Origin of the sequence: Pseudoalteromonas sp. SCSIO_11900 (genome assembly GCF_000576475.1) — a bacterium.
GTDB lineage: Bacteria > Pseudomonadota > Gammaproteobacteria > Enterobacterales > Alteromonadaceae > Pseudoalteromonas > Pseudoalteromonas tetraodonis.
Genome location: NZ_KK070025.1, coordinates 228,774 through 248,499, shown reverse-complemented (window position 1 = coordinate 248,499; position 19,726 = coordinate 228,774). Strand labels below are relative to the sequence as shown.

Annotated in this window: 19 protein-coding genes and 1 pseudogene; 10 read left to right on the top strand and 10 right to left on the bottom strand. The window is 39.7% G+C overall.

Going from position 1 to position 19,726, the window contains the following annotated elements:
- Positions 1–20 precede the first annotated feature (20 nt).
- Genes BG00_RS15365 through BG00_RS15355 form a run of 3 tightly spaced genes read left to right on the top strand, consistent with a single transcriptional unit; the run spans position 21 to position 1,602 of the window.
- A complete protein-coding gene (locus tag BG00_RS15365; protein ID WP_036983770.1) occupies positions 21–413 on the top strand; it encodes a curli production assembly/transport protein CsgE in 393 nt (130 codons plus the stop codon).
- On the top strand, positions 407–829 hold the full coding sequence (locus tag BG00_RS15360; protein WP_036983769.1) for a curli assembly protein CsgF: 423 nt from the start codon (positions 407–409) through the stop codon (positions 827–829). Before BG00_RS15365 ends, BG00_RS15360 begins: the two co-directional genes overlap by 7 nt.
- A complete protein-coding gene (locus BG00_RS15355; protein WP_024602690.1) occupies positions 829–1,602 on the top strand; it encodes a CsgG/HfaB family protein in 774 nt (257 codons plus the stop codon). The genes BG00_RS15360 and BG00_RS15355 overlap by 1 nt, the downstream gene beginning before the upstream one ends.
- Before the next feature lie 52 nt (positions 1,603–1,654).
- On the opposite strand, the gene BG00_RS15350 is transcribed toward BG00_RS15355, so the two are convergent.
- The 3 genes from BG00_RS15350 to BG00_RS18285 all read right to left on the bottom strand — a co-directional run bounded on the left by BG00_RS15350 (position 1,655) and on the right by BG00_RS18285 (position 2,916).
- Complete coding sequence (locus tag BG00_RS15350; RefSeq protein WP_036983767.1) at positions 1,655–2,344, bottom strand: helix-turn-helix transcriptional regulator; 690 nt, start codon at positions 2,342–2,344, stop codon at positions 1,655–1,657.
- Between the two features lie 103 nt (positions 2,345–2,447).
- Positions 2,448–2,558 (bottom strand): trehalase family glycosidase, encoded by a 111-nt coding sequence (locus BG00_RS18290; RefSeq protein ID WP_250654183.1) that lies wholly within the window; start codon positions 2,556–2,558, stop codon positions 2,448–2,450.
- Entirely contained in the window at positions 2,515–2,916 is a 402-nt protein-coding gene (locus tag BG00_RS18285) for a trehalase family glycosidase (protein ID WP_051498258.1), read from the bottom strand. The genes BG00_RS18290 and BG00_RS18285 overlap by 44 nt, the downstream gene beginning before the upstream one ends.
- 115 nt (positions 2,917–3,031) lie before the next feature.
- Between BG00_RS18285 and BG00_RS17535 the strand changes: the two genes are divergently transcribed.
- The gene (locus BG00_RS17535) at positions 3,032–3,418 is read left to right on the top strand and encodes a transposase (RefSeq protein WP_202807727.1); all 387 of its coding nucleotides are present in this window, start codon (positions 3,032–3,034) and stop codon (positions 3,416–3,418) included.
- 195 nt (positions 3,419–3,613) lie between these two features.
- Here the strand turns inward: BG00_RS17535 and BG00_RS15335 are convergent, their stop codons facing one another.
- From BG00_RS15335 to BG00_RS15325, 3 genes are all read right to left on the bottom strand, one after another.
- On the bottom strand, positions 3,614–4,324 hold the full coding sequence (locus tag BG00_RS15335) for a VC0807 family protein (protein ID WP_016900505.1): 711 nt from the start codon (positions 4,322–4,324) through the stop codon (positions 3,614–3,616).
- Between the two features lie 666 nt (positions 4,325–4,990).
- A complete protein-coding gene (locus tag BG00_RS15330; RefSeq protein WP_036984063.1) occupies positions 4,991–5,323 on the bottom strand; it encodes a metalloregulator ArsR/SmtB family transcription factor in 333 nt (110 codons plus the stop codon).
- Between the two features lie 199 nt (positions 5,324–5,522).
- A complete protein-coding gene (locus BG00_RS15325; protein WP_036983765.1) occupies positions 5,523–5,951 on the bottom strand; it encodes an organic hydroperoxide resistance protein in 429 nt (142 codons plus the stop codon).
- Positions 5,952–6,079: 128 nt separating this feature from the next.
- Here BG00_RS15325 and BG00_RS15320 point away from each other — a divergent pair, with 128 nt between their 5' ends.
- The gene (locus BG00_RS15320) at positions 6,080–6,538 is read left to right on the top strand and encodes a MarR family winged helix-turn-helix transcriptional regulator (protein WP_036983764.1); all 459 of its coding nucleotides are present in this window, start codon (positions 6,080–6,082) and stop codon (positions 6,536–6,538) included.
- On the opposite strand, the gene BG00_RS15315 is transcribed toward BG00_RS15320, so the two are convergent.
- A complete protein-coding gene (locus tag BG00_RS15315; RefSeq protein ID WP_036983763.1) occupies positions 6,527–7,426 on the bottom strand; it encodes a LysR family transcriptional regulator in 900 nt (299 codons plus the stop codon). The genes BG00_RS15320 and BG00_RS15315 overlap by 12 nt on opposite strands.
- Positions 7,427–7,599: 173 nt before the next feature.
- Between BG00_RS15315 and BG00_RS15310 the strand changes: the two genes are divergently transcribed.
- From BG00_RS15310 to astB, 3 genes are all read left to right on the top strand, one after another.
- The gene (locus tag BG00_RS15310) at positions 7,600–8,610 is read left to right on the top strand and encodes a zinc-binding alcohol dehydrogenase family protein (protein WP_036983760.1); all 1,011 of its coding nucleotides are present in this window, start codon (positions 7,600–7,602) and stop codon (positions 8,608–8,610) included.
- A gap of 2 nt (positions 8,611–8,612) precedes the next feature.
- Positions 8,613–9,716 (top strand): L-dopachrome tautomerase-related protein, encoded by a 1,104-nt coding sequence (locus tag BG00_RS15305; protein ID WP_036983758.1) that lies wholly within the window; start codon positions 8,613–8,615, stop codon positions 9,714–9,716.
- A gap of 412 nt (positions 9,717–10,128) precedes the next feature.
- Positions 10,129–11,475: an N-succinylarginine dihydrolase gene (astB, locus tag BG00_RS15300; RefSeq protein WP_036983756.1), complete on the top strand. Its 1,347-nt coding sequence runs from the start codon at positions 10,129–10,131 to the stop codon at positions 11,473–11,475.
- Between the two features lie 238 nt (positions 11,476–11,713).
- Here the strand turns inward: astB and BG00_RS15295 are convergent, their stop codons facing one another.
- Positions 11,714–12,571, bottom strand: coding sequence for a mechanosensitive ion channel family protein (locus tag BG00_RS15295; protein WP_036983755.1), 858 nt, complete (start codon positions 12,569–12,571; stop codon positions 11,714–11,716).
- 283 nt (positions 12,572–12,854) lie between these two features.
- Between BG00_RS15295 and BG00_RS15290 the strand changes: the two genes are divergently transcribed.
- Together BG00_RS15290 and BG00_RS15285 are read left to right on the top strand one after the other, a co-directional pair.
- Positions 12,855–13,535 carry an SDR family oxidoreductase gene (locus BG00_RS15290; protein WP_036983754.1) on the top strand — a complete coding sequence of 227 codons (681 nt, stop codon included), beginning with the start codon at positions 12,855–12,857 and terminating at the stop codon, positions 13,533–13,535.
- Positions 13,536–13,717: 182 nt separating this feature from the next.
- On the top strand, positions 13,718–15,805 hold the full coding sequence (locus tag BG00_RS15285; RefSeq protein ID WP_036983753.1) for a bifunctional diguanylate cyclase/phosphodiesterase: 2,088 nt from the start codon (positions 13,718–13,720) through the stop codon (positions 15,803–15,805).
- A gap of 26 nt (positions 15,806–15,831) precedes the next feature.
- Here BG00_RS15285 and BG00_RS15280 read toward each other — a convergent pair.
- Positions 15,832–16,478: pseudogene (locus tag BG00_RS15280) on the bottom strand (response regulator).
- Positions 16,479–16,598: 120 nt separating this feature from the next.
- On the bottom strand, positions 16,599–19,526 hold the full coding sequence (locus BG00_RS15275) for a TonB-dependent receptor (protein ID WP_036983752.1): 2,928 nt from the start codon (positions 19,524–19,526) through the stop codon (positions 16,599–16,601).
- Between the last annotated feature and the right edge of the window lie 200 nt (positions 19,527–19,726).

The following is a 19,726-nucleotide window of genomic DNA, read 5'->3' as shown; positions in this document are numbered from 1 at the left end:
CCCTCTCCCTTATTTTAACTATGGAAAATAAACAATATATCTATCTTTTTATACTTTTAACTTTTTTTACTCCTTTGAGTAATGCCAGTGCTGATTTAGAAATCGATGGATTATTACTAAACAAAAGTATTAGTCGCTTTGGGTATCAATTTTACAGTGAATTTTCAAATTATTGGCGTGAACTGCCTTCAACAGCTGGCTTTAATGTAGAAATAAAAGAAACGGTTATACCCCGTGCTGGTACTAAATTAGTTTTGATAATGAATCATAAGATTATTTATGCAACCCATTTGGGACGAAAGTTAGAGCCTTTGGACGAGCGAGTAGAGCAAGCAGTGCACTCTGTAATGGACGCCATGGCGCGATCGAATATGCAAACAGCGAGTCCTGATATGGCATTGAATGGATGGTAACAATGAAAAAAATAGCATTAACAATAATAACAACTTTAAGCTTTTCAGTCTGCGCAACTGAAATTATTTATACCCCTATTAACCCGAGTTTTGGTGGCAACCCTCTCAATGCCAATATGTTGCTTAGTAAGGCACAAGCACAAAATAAACATAAAGCGCCGGTTGTCGAAAAAGGGTATGCAGACCAGTTTAAAGATTCATTAGAGCGGACATACTTAAATCGAATGGTGAGAGAAATCACCGACATGGCTTTTGGGGAAAATATTGAAGACAGTATTTTTAATCAAGACTCCATTTTTATGAGCGGTGATTATCAAATAGAAGTGATCACCAGTACAACCGACACTATCACGGTTAGAATAACAAATGTAATTGATGACTCGGTTGTGGTTATCGAAGTACCGAGGTTTGGATAATGTATAAATTAATAATAATAACAATCGCTCTTTCTCTTAGTGGTTGCTCTACTATGGGTAATTTAATCCCTCCGTCAAAACAAAGTGCGGTAACGTTAGAGCCAACAGATGTTTTTTCTGATTTAAAAAGCTTACCTAAACCTGCGGGCAGCATTCCAGTCTCGGTTTATTCATTTCGCGATCAAACCGGTCAATATAAACCACAGACTAATGTTAGCTCTTTTTCAACGGCAGTCACTCAAGGTGCAAACTCTATTCTAGTGCAAGCATTACATGAGTCTGACTGGTTTACGCCGGTTGAACGTGAGGGTTTGCAAAATATTTTGACTGAGCGAAAAATTATTAGAGCGGCACAAGCGACTAACCCTAATCAAGGCGAGCTACCGCCGTTAACCACTGCGAAAATCATTTTAGAAGGCGGTATAATTAGTTACGACACTAATGTAAAAACGGGTGGCTTAGGAATGGAATATTTTGGTATTGGCGCATCAGAGCTATATCGTGAAGATGCAATATCAATCTATTTACGTGCCGTAGATGTAAGAACTGGCCAGGTATTGTTATCAGTAGCCACCAGCAAAAAAGTATTGAGCCAAGAAATGCGAGCAGGTTTTTTTAGGTATGTTAGCTATAAACGTCTGGCGGAAGCTGAGGCGGGCTTTAGTGATAATGAACCAATGAGCATTTGCGTAACGCAAGCAATAGAAAAAGCGCTTACAGATCTTATCACCAAAGGTATTGATAAAGGCTTATGGGCTAAACAGGCAACTTAACGTACTCTTGTAGATGGCCACAACGTCATTGATGTGGCCAAACAGATAACGATTAGCTCTCAACGGGTAATAATACTGAAATATATCTTTGCGCCCAATTGGCCAATTCAACTCTATTACGCGAATTAGTTTTTTTAAATGCGCTATAAAGGTGAGTTTTAACAGTGTGGTCGCTAATGTTTAGTTTGTCCGCTATTTTATTATTACTCGCTCCTTGTGCTATTAAATGAATAACCGACTTTTCTCGTTTAGTTAAATGTTTATAGTCAGCTTCATTTAATGTGATGTCTTCGCTTAAGGAGCTAAACGAAGAGGCGACACTTAGAATATCATTAAAGACCTTAGAGATTACTTTACGAGTAAACCAAAGCTCACCAGTAGAAATTCTTACTAAGCCTTTAAATATATCTTCTGCTGCTGCCGATTTATAAAATACCCCATTAAAATGATTGATTAATAAGTTTTTTTCACATACTTGCTCTAGTTCTACATTAAAAAGCACAACTTTATGCTGTTTAGCCAAACAAATTAAATCTGCTGGGATCAAGTCCTGCCAATCATTTTTAGACCCATCAATTAGAAAAATGTCATAAGCACCACGCTGATCAATATGTGGGATAGTACTGTCCATTTTTATATCACCAAAAATGGCTTGAAGTGTTCTTAAAATAACTGTGTAGTTTTGAGAATGGAAAGACGATTGAAGCGTTGTCTTAATAAAAGCCGAGCTTTTTTTAAACATATAACCAACCCTTGAAACATTAAATTTACAACAATCGCCACATTACCTAAATTAACTACAAAACACAATGCTTCTTTGGTATGAGCCAATGAGTTTAGTTACCCTATAAAAGGGTATAAAAGCGTGATGTAACACCGTTAGTCCAACCAAATCCTTGTTGTACTTGATATTCACCCCCGCTCGCTGGCTTTTTGTTGCGGTGTGCATACGTTATATTTCTCCAACAAGCATTTATTTTCAATAAAATCTTGTTCTACCATTGTTAGCCAATTCTTCATTATGCGTGTAGCTAATTGATCAATACCATAATTACGCAAGCCTTTTACCGCAAACCATTGTAATGGAGCCCAGCCATTCGGGCTGTCCCATTGCTGTGGAGTATCAACAACCGTTGTTACAATACCACCTACTTTTAAAAACTGCTCGCTCAATACGTTTGCAACCAGTTCAGCTTGCTGTTGCGAGGCTAAATTAACAAAAAGCGGGGTACTTGCCGCTGCACTTAAAATAGCAGACGGCTTAGATACCTTATGATTATAATCAACAAAAAAACGCTGCTCAGGCCGCTCCACAGTGAGTTTATGTAGCCTTTTACACTGGTGGTATTTGCAGTCCCTTTCATGGTTAATAAAAGCGTTGTTATAAAATGCGCATCAACAAAGTCTCTTAATTGAGTCTTATTAAGGGGTGCTATTTGCTCATACTGTTTACAGGCACTTTGCCAATCAACACGCGCGGTTGCATCAGCTCACCTCATGCGCCTGTCCAGAAAAGTACCCGCTTAAAGCGCTACTCGATGTGTATTGGCAACGATGGGAAATAGAGCGAGGCTATGGTGAGCTCAAGCAATACCAACTCTCAAATAAACCAGCATTACGGAGCTTGAAACAGGAAGGTATTTATCAAGAGCTCTGGGGTATTCTGACATCATATAATATCGTGAGACTAGAAATGGCAGAGATGGCTAAAGCCCATAAAGTTGAGCCATTACGCATCAGTTTTATTAACGCATTATATCTCATACAAGACGAGTTTTTATGGTGTTCAGGTCGAAAGCCCAGGGACAATCCCTAAAAAGCTAAAAGAACTACGTGAAAACGGTAAACGGCTAATATTACCGGAGAAAAGAAAGCGAAAAGCTTATCCGCGAGCGGTGCTGGCAAAGACACAAAAATATCCGGTTAGATATAAACGAAATAACACCACTCGTTCTTAAACGAGTGGTGTTATTATTTAACAACGGCTTTTTATTATAGATTATGGATAACCCTATTCAGCATTAACCATGTCTTCAAACTTCATACCGGTTAATTTAGTTAGTACTTTAATTACATAAACAAAAATACCAATGAGCATGAGCATAGACGGAATAGCAATTACCGGATAACTCAGTAACGTCATTTCGCCAAGCTGTTCGTTAAATTCAACGGAGCCTGCAGGGCTGGTAACAATCCATTTAGCAAGGATGTAATTCATCGTAGATGAAAACACAAAGGTAAGCGCTAATAAGTAATTAGCATTAGTAATCTTTTGTTTAAAGCTTTGTGTATTGCCTCGTGCATCTAAGGCATCGTAAATAGTATCTAGCTTAAATAAAAGTGAGTTTAATAAAAGTTTGGCTAGCAGGGGTTTACCAAAAAAACCCGACATCAACACGGTAAAACCAATGATTGCCGGAATAGCTGCTTCTTTTATAGCTAACCACTCAACGTTTAGCTCAAACAAGGCAATACCACCGGTAAGCAAAGTACTTAAAAAGCCTAAAAGCGAGATGAAGTTTAATGAGCCCGCTTTTATAAAATCATAAATCCCATAGCTAATGGGGAATATAAGCGCGACAATTAAACCAGCCACACTGCCTAAATATTCAGGGCCAGAAAACTTCATTAAAATGACTGAAGGGATGATGATATTAAAGACTATTTCGATAAGCGGATTATTTTTTTTACGCTTATTTGTAGCTTGATTATTACTGGTCATTTTTAGTTCCAAAAAATATTACTGCTGCCATTAATTTCCCCTTATGTGGAATAAATAATGCTAAACATTGCTTCTTTGCATAATACTCGCAATACGCTCGCCATTCTAGCATGGCACTTAGTCGTATTATTTTATTATGTAGCGCTTACTCTGCAGTAATATAGGTATAAATTGAGGCGTTAATTAAATCACCAGTCGTATTTTAAGCCCTCAAAGACTATATTAAAGCTACAAAAAATGTAACTCTTCATTAAGACAAACTATTTTCTAAGGATCATTTTTAGCTATTTGCTGATCCTGCCAGTATGCCAAGCTAGAGCGATTACCCTATCGCTCTAGCTTTAATGAATTTAAACAGCATAAATATCACTAAAATAGTTGAGCAAACTAAAATTCAGTTACAAGAAGATAAAACACTCTCGCCAGCGTTGAAGATGTCTATTGAACTCATTCTTGTTGTCGTTGTTATGCTAGCTAACCTGAACTCCGGATAATAAATCCATCTCAAGCAGCTACTTTCAGCGCTAACTGCGTTGAATTTACTTGCAATAGGCGACTATTGACACGTAATTTCGCCTTGTTTTCACTAAAAATCTCTAGCTAGAGATAAATAAACACAAATATCTTTTATTGATTCAATGTGTTAGTAAATCTCTTAATCAGAGTTCAGGGACGCTTGGCCATCACATTTAAACGCTGTAATTGATACTCATAAAATGTAGGGGTGGCATGTAATGTTTTTGTAATTACATCTTTCGCCCAATCAGGTAGTGATTTATTTAAGCTATAGAACACCCATTGATTTTGCTTACGATCAGCAAGCAAACCGCATTGACGTAATACAGCTAAATGCCGTGAAATTTTAGGCTGGCTTACATCAAGTGCCGCCACTAATTCACATACACATAACTCATCTTCATGCGCAATAAGCAGTATTGTCTTTAAGCGGGTGTCATCAGCGATACATTTAAAAAAATGCAGAGGATTTAGTTTATTAATACAGTGTAGTCTTGTTTTGCATACAACAATATATGAAAAGAAAGACATATGGAGTAGTGAAAATATGAAATTTCATATATACAGGTAAAGTTATCTATTTTCCGCGTCAACTCAAGTTTGGCTTTTTAGAGATGTGCCCAATAAAAAACACGCAATGATCACTCATGGCGTGTTTTTATAAACAATATAAAGGGGTTAATTAAATAACCGACAACTCTACTTCAATATTGCCGCGAGTTGCATTTGAATATGGACATACTTGATGTGCTTTCTCTACCAAGGCTTGTGCCGCTGCTTTGTCCATATCACCTAGTGATACAGCCAATTTTACAGCAATACCAAAACCGGCATCAATCGCACCAATAGACACTTCAGAGTTAATGTAAGTATCACTTGGCAGGGCAATTTTTTCGCTACCCGCTACAAACTTAAGTGCACCAATAAAACAGGCAGCATAACCTGCTGCAAATAATTGCTCTGGGTTTGTGCCTTGTCCGTCGTCGCCACCTAGCCCTTTTGGGGTTGATAGTTTTACATCTAAACGGCCATCGTCAGATTTAGCTACACCTTCACGGCCACCGGTTGCAGTTGCTTTTGCCGTGTAGGCAACGTTTTGTAATACATTCATAGTGAACTCCAAAGTTTATCAATTAATTTAATTTGCATGCAAAATAATAGAGCGGATAATTAGAGATTGCAAATACTTTGCATGCAAATTAAAATGTTTTTTGAATTTAAGGTATTTAGGAGTTAGGTATGTCGTTTGAGCAATTAAAGTTAAAAAATCAGCTGTGTCATAGGTTATATATGGCATCAAATAGCATTGCACGCGCTTACCGTGAGCCTTTGGCTGCACTTAACTTAACGTATCCGCAATATGTAGTAATGATGGCACTGTGGGAGCAAGACAAAATAACCATAGCGCAGCTAATAGATAAAACCGCTATTGATGGCGGCGCTATGACCCAAATACTCAAAAAAATGACCGAAAAGTCTCTGCTGGCTGTTATTAAAGACGAACACGACAAGCGCAAGCGCCTAATTCAGCTTACCCATCGTGGGCAAGCCCTTAAAAACGAAGCCGCTGATATTCCAAAAAATATATTATGTAAGTTTGAAAGTGTAGACCCTACGCAAGCCAAACAGCTTATGCAGCTGCTTGATTTAGTAGTAAACGATTTAAATACTAAAAGCGACGATGAGTTAGCCAACTAACGCGGTTATTTTTTGTTGAATAAACGCCCTAAATGCGGTGATCACCGGGGTCATTTGGCGTCGGTCGGCGTACATCATATAAAGCGGTAGCGGATCGCTTTGCCACTGTGGGCATAAATGAACGAGCTCCCCGCTTGCTAAATTATCAATGACATCCAAGTACGATTTATACGCAATGCCTTTGCCCTCTAGCGCCCAGCGCCTCACCATTTCACCATCGTTTACTATATGTTGGCAATTTAGATGTACCTTTTGTACTGCGCCATTTTTATAAAAACGCCACTCTTTAAACACTTCACCAAAACGCATAAAGGTAATGGTGGTGTGCTGCGTTAAGTTAAGGGGGTGTGTAAGCAATCCATTTTTTGCTACATATTCAGCAGAGGCCACTAAAATACGCGCATTATTTAAAAATAGTGGCGCTGCAATTAACTGCGACTCTTTTGGTACACCAAAGCGCAGTGCAATATCAATTGATTGGCTATAAATGTCGCTTACTTCGTCACTTAAGTGCAGTTTAAGTTTTACATTCGGGTATTGCGCTAAAAACTCATTAAGCCATTCACTTAGTTTATTTCGCCCTAAATCACACGGGGCCGATACCTGTAGTGTCCCTGTTACTTCGCCTACTGCAGTTTGCACTGCGGCTACCCCTTGTTGAATAAGCGAAAGTGAATCTTTGGCATAAGTTAAAAACTGCTCTCCTGCCACACTTAAGCGTAAGCTGCGGGTTGAGCGAATAAACAGTACGTTTCCTAAATCTTTTTCTAGGCGCTTAATAGCTGCACTTACCGCCGCTGGGGTTTGCGCGTTTTGCCGTGCGGCTTCAGAAATACTGGCGCAACTAGCTACATCTATAAAAATTTGAATATCGTTAAATGATCGCATATTTTCAATTAAAATTTGAAAGTGCTTTAGTTTTTCATGTCTTTTTCTATTTTTCAACTGAGCTATAGTACTTATTAAGTTAAAAGTACTTAGGGCCTGTTTATCTTTCGAGGTTGAACAAATTTTAATCCTGAAAGGTCAACAAGCCCTAGTTAAAATCATCAGGAACGCACATGAAAGCATTTGGATACAGCAAAAACACTAAAACGCTTACAACAAGCTCTATACAAGAAATTGAGCTTGATACCCCAACCGCTACCGGGCACGACCTACTTATTGAAGTAAATGCTATTTCAATAAACCCAGTAGATACAAAAATACGTGCAAATGTAGCGCCAGAGCAAGGCTACAAAGTATTAGGTTGGGACGGCGTTGGCATTGTAAAAGCCGTTGGCGAGTCAGTATCGTTATTTAATGTGGGGGATCGTGTATTTTACGCCGGCGATTTATCGCGCCAAGGCAGTAATGCGCAATTTCAATTAGTTGACGAGCGCATTGTAGGGCGTGCGCCTAAAACATTAACCGACGCACAAGCCGCAGCACTGCCTCTAACCAGTATTACCGCCTACGAAATGCTGTTTGACCGCCTGCAAGTGCCTAAAAATAAGCAAAATACTCAGCAATCTATTTTAGTTATTGGCGCCGCAGGTGGCGTTGGTTCTATTTTAGTACAGCTTGCCAAGCAACTTACTGGGCTAAATGTGGTTGGTACTGCATCACGCGAGCAAAGCGTAACCTGGCTTAAAGAGTTAGGCGCCGATCACGTGCTCGATCATTCTAAAAACTTAAACGAGCAGCGCAAAGAGCTCGGTTTAGCTGAGTTTGATTACGTTATTGGATTAACTCATACCGACCAATACCAAGACCAAATAGTGGAGTGCATTAAGCCCCAAGGTAAATTTGCGCTAATAGATGACCCTACATCGTTCGATATTTTAAAATTTAAACCTAAATCTATATCGGTCCATTGGGAGTTTATGTTTACCCGCTCGCTATTTACTACACCCGATATAACAGCGCAGCACACCTTACTTAATGAAATTAGTGAGCTGATAGACTCAGGTACGCTTAAAACCACACTTGGGCAAAATTTAGGCCCAATAAACGCCGCTAATTTATATAAAGCGCATCAAATTTTAGAATCGCACACCTCACGCGGTAAACTTGTTTTAGAAGGCTTTTAAACATGCTCAAGATTAAAAAATTACTTTTAATTGCAGCCTGCAGTGCAGCGTTTTTAACCAGCAGTGTGTTTGCTAATACCGCTAATCAAAATGCTGATTTAAAAACAGTCGCCACATTTGGCACGCAACACCCACCGGGTAATATTGCTATTACGCCATCGGGTCGTAAGTTTTTATCGGTACATGGTTTTTACGGCCAAAAACAAAAAATTATGGAGCTATTAAGTGATGGCACCACCAAACCCTACCCTAATGAAGAATGGGCATACGCGTATAAAAACGGCAAAGGGTTTTACGATGTACTTGGCATAAATGTATCAGCCGATGGCGTATTATGGATGCTTGATACATCAGGCCCTGATCATGCTGGGCGTTTAATCGGTTGGGATACCAATAAAGAGCAACTATATAAAATAATTTACTTAGCTAAACCCACCATTACCGACACCTCGTTTTTAAACGATTTAGTCATCGATAATAAACACGGTGTTGTATACATTGCCGACACCGCACAAGGCAGCCAAGCCGCTATTATTATCGTAAATTTAAAAACTGGTGAGGCGCGCAGAGTATTACAAAATAGCTCATACACCACAGCCGAAAACATCGACATGGTCATTGAAGGGCGCACCATGAAACTAGGCGGTCAACCAGCTCGTTTAGGCGTAAACCCAATCACACTCGACCCAAGCGAACAGTGGCTTTACTTTGGCTCTATGTCTGGCACGTCGGTTTACCGTATTGCCACAAGCGATATTAACAATAAAAGCCTGAGCGCAAGCGCCCTTGAGAGTAAAGTAACGCGTTACGGCTCTAAACCCATGTCAGATGGCATTATTGTTGATGGCGGTGGCAATGTGTATGTTACCGACATAACCAATGGCGCAATTGGCGTAGTAAAGCCAAGTGGTAACTACCAAGTATTATTTAAAGACGAGCGCTTAAGCTGGCCAGATGGCTTTAGTTATGGCGCCGATCATAAAATATACTTTACCGTAAATGAGCTACATCGCTCGCCAGTATTAAATAACGGTAAAAATGCCAGCCAAGGAAAATTTAGTGTGCTGTCGTTCGACCCGCTAGTAAAAGGTAAGGTAGGGCGCTAATTACAGCGTAAAAACCCAAGCCACGCACCTGCTGCGTGGCATTTTGGTGCAACTTTTAGGCCTTTTAGCCCCAAAGTGGTGCTAAACGTTTAAAAGTTATTTTTTAGTTGTTTAATAAATACCTGATTTATATTCATAAAATATTTAATTAACAGTTGGCATAATTCTTCCACAGTAACAATGTGTTCAGTGAAACTTTCAAGGAAAATACCATGGCTAACCTATACCACACCCTCTACCTACTCTGGCGTTTAGACATTAGCGTATGGCAGGTAAACGATCCGAGTAATACCCATACTACGTGCGACAAAGAGCGAGTTTACAGCCAATAGATTTGGTATTTATATACTTTGCAAGCACAGCCATTGCGTTGTATTGTTAAGTAACTAAAAACAATATAATTGGAACGTGTATGCACGCCTTAGAAGTAAGCTTTGATGGCTTAGTTGGCCCTACTCACAACTATGCGGGTTTATCGTATGGTAACGTTGCCTCGTTAAACAATGCGGCGAGTATTTCAAACCCACAAGAAGCTGTGTTACAGGGCCTTGAAAAAATGAAAGCCATGCACGACAAAGGCTTAACACAAGGTGTGTTTGCACCCCACGCACGCCCCGATTTAAACGTACTACGTCGCCTAGGTTTTACTGGCAACGACTCGCAAGTTATTCAAAAAGCATTTAAAGCCGACCCTATTTTATTGCGCGCGTGTTATTCGGCCTCTGCAATGTGGACCGCCAATGCCGCCACTGTGTCACCTTCGCCAGATACCCTCGATGGCAAAGTGCATTTTACTTCAGCTAATTTAAACAATAAGTTCCATCGCTCGCTAGAGCCAGCTACCACTACCCGCTTACTAAAAGCCATGTTTAATAACGATAGCTACTTTGCACACCATACACATTTACCCGATCAGGGCTTTTTTGGCGACGAAGGGGCAGCTAACCACACCCGACTTTGCGACAGCCACGGCGAGCAAGGCCTAGAAATGTTTGTATTTGGCGCAAGTGCCTTTAACAGCCAACTACCAAAACCGGTTAAGTTTCCTGCAAGGCAAACATTAGAGGCCTCAGAAGCCATTTGCCGATTACATAATTTAAAAGAATCGAGCCAAATACTATTACAACAAAACCCTGATGTGATTGACCAAGGGGTGTTCCATAATGATGTAATCGCGGTGGGTAACGCCAATGTTTTATTATGCCATCAGCAGGCGTTTTTAAATCAAACGCAAGCATTAGACGATATCCGCGAAGCTTATGTAGGTAACAAACAGCTTTATATTATTGAAGTGCCAACCAGCAAAGTGAGTATTCAAGATGCTGTTAGTAGCTATTTATTTAATAGCCAACTGGTTAGCCTTAGTGACGATAAAATGTTGCTCGTTGCTCCACAAGAATGCCAGCGTAATCCTGCTGTAAAAGCGTATATTGAAGAAATGATTATTGCCGATAACCCCATAAATCAAGTACAGTTTTTTGATTTACGCCAAAGCATGCAAAATGGCGGCGGACCTGCTTGTTTGCGTTTACGTGTGGCGCTTAATAGTCAAGAATTAGCAGCGGTAAATCCAGAGGTTATTTTAAATGAGCAAAAGTACACCCAATTATGTGATTGGGCTACGCGCCATTACCGCGATAAACTCGGTGCTAACGACTTTGCCGATCCAGCGTTATTAACCGAAAGTTATCAAGCGCTTGATGAGTTAACCCAACTGCTTAATTTAGGCTCAGTGTACGACTTTCAATTAGAAGGTTAATACATCAACCAACACAAAGGTTAATACAAAAATAGCGAGCCAAGGCTCGCTATTTTTATTTATGCTTATGCTAATAGAGTTTAAACGTTTTTTATACCAATTCGCTTAATTAAGTGATCTATTTTGAGGCTGGAAAAACGTGTTGATAACTAGGCAAAAAATTCGTTATTTAGTTATTCTAAATGAGAATTTTTTAACGCAGGTAGCGACACGTTTAGCCCCGCAAAATGATTAAGTATTATTGCGGATTGGTATTAACCGTTAGTGCCGATGCCATCGACTCAGATATATGCAGCGTTCGCTGCGGAAACGGAATACTCAGCCCCGCGCCTTCTATGGCCTCTTTAACGCGTTTATTTAAATCCCACACGGTTTGCCAGTAATCGCCATTTACAGCCCAAGCACGTAATTGTATATTTACTGCGCTTTCGCCTATTGAGGTAACCATTACTTTAGGTGCAGGCTCTGCGAGTAGTCGGCTTTCTGATTCGGCGAGTTCTTTAAGTACATTTAAGCCTACATCAATAGAGTCGGCGTACGAAATTCCCACCACTATATCCATACGCCTTTTACCGTTACGGGTAAAGTTTTTAATGTTGCCGCCCCATACTTTACCGTTAGGCGATGCGATATAAAGGCCGTCGGTGGTTTTAAAAATGGTCGTAAATAAGTTTATTTCTTTTACTGTGCCAAGCGTGCCGCTTGCATCTACAAAATCGCCTATTTTAAATGGCCTAAGTATTAATAGCATAATGCCAGCGGCAATATTACTTAAGGTGTTTTTAAGCGCCAAACCTATGGCTAAACCCGCCGCGCCCATTAGCGCTATTAAGCTTGCCGTATTAACACCAAAAATATCTAAAATAAACAGCCCTGCAATTATGTAAACTAAATACCCCGCAATGCTCGATAACAGCGGCATAAGTGTTTCGTCTACCTTTTTTAATGGCGACTTAGAGTTTTTTATCGCTTTTTTAACCGAGCGCGCAATAAGTGCACTCGTAACTAAAATAGCCAAGGCTAACACCACTTTGTAACCCAAAGTGATAATGGTTTCTGAATGGCTTTGCCAAAACACAATAAGTTTATCTTTCATACATATTCCAAAAAAATGGGCTGACACTCAGCACTATTTAACAAGGAGCAAAGCTAAATACGCTAACCCCACAAATTAACCTTAATGACTAAAAACGGCGCGAGTATATAGCTATAAATCAGTTATACCTATTGTTTTTATATTAAATTAAAGCATTAAATAAAGGTTAGGTTTCTCTGATGTATCTATTCAATTTGGGTTAATCGCACACTGTTAGTGTTAGTATAAAAGTTACTGTAAATACTGTCCTCATTTTGAATATGTAAACATAGGAGAAATAATCATGGCGAAAGAGAAAATAGTCCTCATTACAGGTGCTTCGAGTGGTATAGGTAAAGCAACCGCTAAAACATTAGTTAATAATGGCCACAAAGTGATCTTAACCGCGCGCAGCGAAGATAAACTCAATAAACTAGTTGACGAGTTAGGCCATGAAAATGCATTTAGCGTTTCAGCCGATGCCACTGCATTTAATGAACTTGAGAATGTAGTGAGTAAAGGCGTTGAAAAATTTGGCCGATTAGACGTAGCATTCGCTAACGCCGGCATGGGGGTGTCATCACCTGGTACAGAGAATGGCGACCCCAATGAGTGGTCAGCCATGGTTGACCTTAATATTAAAGCATTGCTTTGGACTGCTAAACTCACTTTGCCTCATTTACGTGAAAACCAAGGACATTTTATTTTAACCAGCTCTGCAGCAGGGCGAAGACCCATTGACGGCTCTATTTATGGTGCCACTAAATGGTTTGCCCATGGCTTTGGTCAAAACCTTGCAGAAGAAATGAAACCTTGGCATGGCCGATGTACAACCATAGCCCCAGGCATGGTGAATACACCATTTTTTGATGAAGCAAAACCAGATAAGCTCGACCCTCAAGACGTGGCCGATGCCGTTTTGTTTGCCATTGAAGCTAATCAGCGTAATAGCGTACGCGAAATCTATTTAATGCCCACCAACTAATAATAAAATGTAAAGGCCAATGTTTATTGGCCTTTACTATAAAAGTGCTTACCTGTGTTTTATTCAAATCACTATCTATTCAATCAATAAAAAATCACTTATTGAAACGCCGCTTACCATGCTAAATCACAATTTTATGTCTATTATATAAATAAAGTAATTCAATAACTGGAACCTATTTAATGGCTCCCAATAAAACTAATAATATACCGACTCATCAATATGTTACAAATGACCCATTGCACCAGCTTTTTGATGCTGTCGATTCTATCTCAGTACAAGGTTACGATGAGCAAAGAGGTGTTATTTATTGGAACAAAGGCAGTGAATTGCTTTATGGGTATACACACCAAGAAGCCATTGGCAAAAAACTCGAAAATTTAATTATACCCGCACCAATGCGAGAGCCCGTTATTAAAGCGCATAGTAATTGGATTAAGTATGATATTGAAATTCCCGCATCAGAACTCATACTCAGACATAAAAATGGCAATGATGTAGCCGTATTTTCAAGCCATGTTATGTTTACCAATCAGTACAATACCAAACAAATGTACTGTATTGATATTGATCTGTCTGAGGTTCACAAAGCACAAGCAGAAGCCGTATTTAATGCCACCATGCTCAAAACTTTATTTGAGGCAATTCCTGATTTATTTTTTGTACTAGAGCAAAATAGCACTATTACTGACTACCATGCAAACAATGAAAACGATTTATATATTTCACCTAACCAGTTTATTGGTAAAAAAATGGTGGATGTATTACCTGAAAAAATAGCGCAAAAGTTTCAGGTTCATATAGAAAAAACGATAGCACAAGACAGTATGGTCAGTTTTGAATACGAATTAAGCATGCCTGAAGGCGTAATTTATTACGAAGCGAGATTGCGTTTATTGCCCAAAACAAACCAAATTATGGTGATTATTCGTGATATTAGCGAACTACACCGCTCCGCTGAACTAATTCGCCATCAGGCCCACTTTGATAGTTTAACCGATTTGCCTAATCGCTTTTTATCTCTAGACCGCTTATCACAAATATTACTGGAAGCACAAAAGAGCCACGAAAAAGCCGCCGTGTTCTTTTTAGATCTTGATGACTTTAAAAAAGTAAATGACTCTTTAGGCCATGAAGTGGGGGATAAATTATTAATTGCGGCAGCAGCAAGATTACAGCAAACACTTAAAAAAAATGACACAATAGGCCGATTGGGCGGCGATGAGTTTATTGTTTTAATATCCAATTTAAATGATGAAAGCGATGCTTTAGCGATTGCTGAGCGGTTACTTCAAGCATTTAAGAAACCATTTAAACTTGTAGGTAGAGACTTAATACTGACATTAAGTATTGGTATTGCTATTTCCCCTAAGGATGGCACCTGCGCCTCGGTGTTGTTACGAAATGCCGACACCGCTATGTACCAAGCAAAAACCATGGGGCGAAACACGTTCTCTTTTTTCACCCCACAAATGAACGTCGCCATGCGTCGCCGCTTTGAAATAGAAGAGCAAATGCATGGTGCACTAGAGCGTAATGAATTTGAGCTTTATTACCAACCACAAATAGATGTAAAAACAAACACTATCGTTGGCGCTGAAGCTTTGCTTCGTTGGCATAATATAGTGTTAGGGGAAATCACCCCAGATGAGTTTATCCCAATTGCAGAGCAAACCGGCTTAATTGCGCCTATTGGTGTATTTGTTCTTCAACAAGCCTTACGCTTTTTAAATGAATGGCAATCAATTAACAAGCAAAACTATACCATGGCGATTAATTTATCACCGCGCCAATTCAGAGACCCGGAACTGGTCAATATAATTAAACACACTCTGCATAAAAATAGTATTAATAATGAATGTTTAGAGCTGGAAATTACCGAAGGGGTGCTGATGAATAGCCAAGCGTCAATTCATGATGCCTTATTGCAAATTGATGAGCTGGGCATAAAGCTGTCAATGGACGACTTTGGCACAGGCTATTCATCATTAAGTTACTTACGAGAATACCCTTTTGATGTGCTAAAAATTGACCGCAGCTTTATTACTGGCATAACAGATAACAAGGCAGACTGTAATTTAGTGAAAGCGGCCATAGCTATGTCACACAGCCTAGAAATAAAAGTAGTGGCTGAGGGGGTAGAAACCAAAGAGCAGCTAGATTTACTCAACGAGCTAAACTGCGATATTGCTCAGGGATTTTATTTAAGTAAGCCCTTGCCGGCCGCCAAGCTGCTCAATTTTTCATTGCGTTACTTAAAAGCACTTTAGTTAAAAAGTGCTTTTATAGTTATGTTTTAGCTCATGATTTTAAAGAGTAAATCGCGCACCGTAGCAGGCTCAAACGGTTTGTCACATATTGTATCCACACCCGCTTGAGCAATATTAGCTAAATGGGTATCGTTAGCTTCTAAGCTCACCATCAGAATTGGAATAGGCGAGTATGCATTCGATTGCCTTACCGTTTCAGCTAATTCTTTACCATCCATTTCTGGCATATTGTAGTCTGTAACAATTAAATCAAATGATTGGCTGTTTAACATTTCAATCGCTTGTTTAGCGTCTTCGGCCTCTACCGGTGCTAGAATTCCCATCCCCGCCAAGACACGTATTATATGTTTTCGCGCAAAACGGCTGTCATCAACCACAAGCACTCTAAGAAGCGTCACATCAAAGTGCTCTAGTTCCACTTGTTGCTCGGTATTACTATTACTGCGTATTGCCTGTAATAAAGAATCAGCTGTGCCATCACTTAAATACAGGCTGCTAATGACTAAATCAGGGTGATAATTTGATAAAGCAGCCAGCGCGTTTTCTTGAGTGCTGGCCGTTTCAATTTGTGTAACACCGCACTGAGCCAGTGATTTTTTATTAGCTTTTACTGAACTTCAGAAGGCTCAACTAATAAAATAGATAAGTTGGCTATTGCCGTTAAATCACTCATTTCAATTCTGTTATTATTAATTCTATAATTTTTATAACGCTCATTATAAAGTAATAACTTACAAGAAAAAGCTAAAACAGCAACAAAGCAGCTTGTTTACCCAAACTCAACACACTCAGCTTAAAAACGGTAGTTTATGCCCGCATAATAACGTCTTCCCGAATAGCTTGAGTTTAATAACCGAGACTCTGTATCATTACCTAGGCGCTTTACCGACTCAGATTTAGTTAAATTAATAACTGCAGCGGTCAAACTCAAATCCTCTAATAAATTAATCGAAGCATTTACATCAACTTGCTCGTATGGGTCTTGGTATACATTTAAGCCGCTGTTTAAACCCAACACGGTTTCACCGCGTTTATTATAAGAAGCACGAACATTAAAGGCATCTCCCTCATAATATATCGAGGTATTGTATTGATACTTAGCACTGCCTATTAATGGTGATTGGCCAAACTCTTTACCATTAACACTTACATCGGCTTTATTGGTTTTGTTATAAGTGTAGTTTGCATAAAAACCAAAACCACTATCAAAGGCATGCTGTATAAATACTTCCGCCCCTTTAGATACGGCATCAGTGCCATTACCTACTGTGCTATATGGCGATACAGTAATATTTCCTGCCTCAACTATGCCCTCTTTACCAGCAAAATCTTGTTGTACGTCAATAACTAAGGGAACAACAAAATTATCAACAGTTTTATGAAACAATGCTAAACCAATGGCAGAGCCTTCGCTGTAATAATATTCAATAGATAAATCAGCTTGCACCGACTCAAATGGCTTTAAGTTTTTATTACCGCCACTGCCACTAAAACCCGGGATTTCATTAAACTCAGCTCTATCGTCTGCCCACTCATCTGAGACAAACGTAATGCGTTGTTGTGCGCCTAAATCGGCATAATCAGGTCGTGACATCACTTTAGCAACCGCGCCTCGTACCACTACATCATCACTTATATCCCATGCAATATTAAAGCTAGGAAGAATTTGAGTATCGGTACTCTCTTGAGTAATAAGTTGATAGTCTTCAACAAATCGATCATCTCCGGTTACCGGCTCGCCGCTGTCATCATTGGTATGATCTAATAAATAAGTATATAGGTCGGTTGATGATGTCATGGTTTTAGTGCGCACCACCCGCACCCCTAAATTACCTCGCACGCTATTAAACTCAAAGTCACCTTGCAGATAAAACGCCGCTATTTGCTCTTCAATATCATAAATAAAGTTATCTTCTTTGCGTGTATACGGCACATAATGACTGGTCACAATATCGCGGTATTTTTGCCAATCAATACCAGGCATTTGGTTTATATTAAAACCACCCGCAATGTTACCTTCGTTAATAAACACGTCTTGTGCTAGTGGCATACCGTTGTTCCACTGATAACTGTCAAAACGTGTGATCCCCCCCTCGCTGGCTTCTGCTGCAGCAATATCAAAGTTAGGATCTAAAAAGAAGGTATTACCGGTTTCGCGATGCAGTGTAGCTTCTCGATACTTAACCCCTGTTTTAATTGTTCTTAAAATTCCCCAATCGGTATAAATATCAAAGTCAGCTTGATAGTAATCTTCTTCGAGTTCACTGCGCACAAAGCTTGAATTTGACGAGCCTGGATCGCGCCCACCGCCCACACCATTTAGTAAGTTAGCTAGCGTATTAGGGTCTATATTTAAACTAATATCGTTTTCATTAATTTGCCAACCCGCTTTTTGCGATGCATTTTCTATACGGCTTTCATTTTCACCGGCGTTTGAACTTTTATACGCCGCTTCCCAACTCTCCTTTGGCCCGCCTTCAGAGCGCGTATTGCCCGCCACAAAACGGGCTTTAAAATAATCGCCTTCATAGGTTAAATTAAAATCAAAGGTGTCTGAGGTCGACTCTTCACGCACATAAGAGCCTCGCATCCACGGCAATTGCATATCATTCTCTGCGCCACTCGCAGCTGCATCAAATTGCATCCCATTGATAATAGTGCCCGACTCATCCAAACTTACATCGGTTAAAAAGTCTGGATTTAAAGACCATTCAGGTATATCAATCACCGACTCAGTTCTATTTTTATCAAGTGAAAATCCAAAATAGTTAAAGCCAATTTCAACACGGCTGGTTGGGCGCCACTGCGTGCTAAATTGCACTCCTTCTCGCTCACGTAATTCGTTTACAATTGAGCCACGAACCACTTGAGGAAACCAAACATCGTCATAACTATTACCCTGAGCATCACTTATTGAGCCCCACTGATTATTATTATCAACCAGCTCGCCATTGGTATCTATCGGGTTATCACCGACAAAGCGCCATACGTTTGCATCTGTGCCTCCTGAGAGAGTTCGGTTAGTGCGTTTTTGTGAGGTGTAACCAAACAACACACCAAAAGTATCAGCCTCATTCTTCCAAGAATAAAGTGCGGTTACTTGGGGCTCAGACTCTTCAGTCACATCGGCATAAGTGCTTTCAATATTAATCACCCCTGAGTTTGCATCCATACTTAGCGGCTTACGACTATGCATTAATACCGTGCCGCCCACGCCACCTTCATCTAAACGTGCCTCTGGTGATTTATACACTTCCACGCTTTCAATCATGGCTGAGGGCAGTAATGCATAATCAAACGAACGAGATGGCTCACCTGGTGATGACGCAATAAAATTACCATTTAGCTGAGAAAAGGTTAGCTCAGATGATAACCCCCTAATACTTACCGATGAGCCCTCGCCTCCGTCACGGTCAATCACGACCCCTGGTACGCGTTGTAATGAATCTGCGACATTTTTATCAGGGAACTTACCAATATCTTCTGCTGTTATGGCATCAACCACAGAGCTCGATAAACGCTTTATATCTAAATTAGCCGCCATACTGGAACGAATACCACGCACCTCAATGACTTCCATATCTTTGCTTTTTAATGTTTTATCTTCTGCTTCATCAGCATATGCATGATTAATCACAGATAAAATAGAGATGCACAGCGTTGATTTAATAAAAAGTGGAAGAGAGTGATGTACAGCGTGGGTTATCCGATGAGCGGTCATAGTTTTAACAGTTCCATTTAAAATACAGTTAATACTTAAAGATGATCGTACTAGCTAAAGATGGTACGAAAAAAGTAGCTGTATTTTACATAACCAAGCTTAATAGTTTGTTAATGCAAACTGATAAGTAACTGAATAAACTATCAAAAAACAGTCAATTCAAATAAAGGTAGGAAGTTAAGCAGCAAAATTGCTATTTA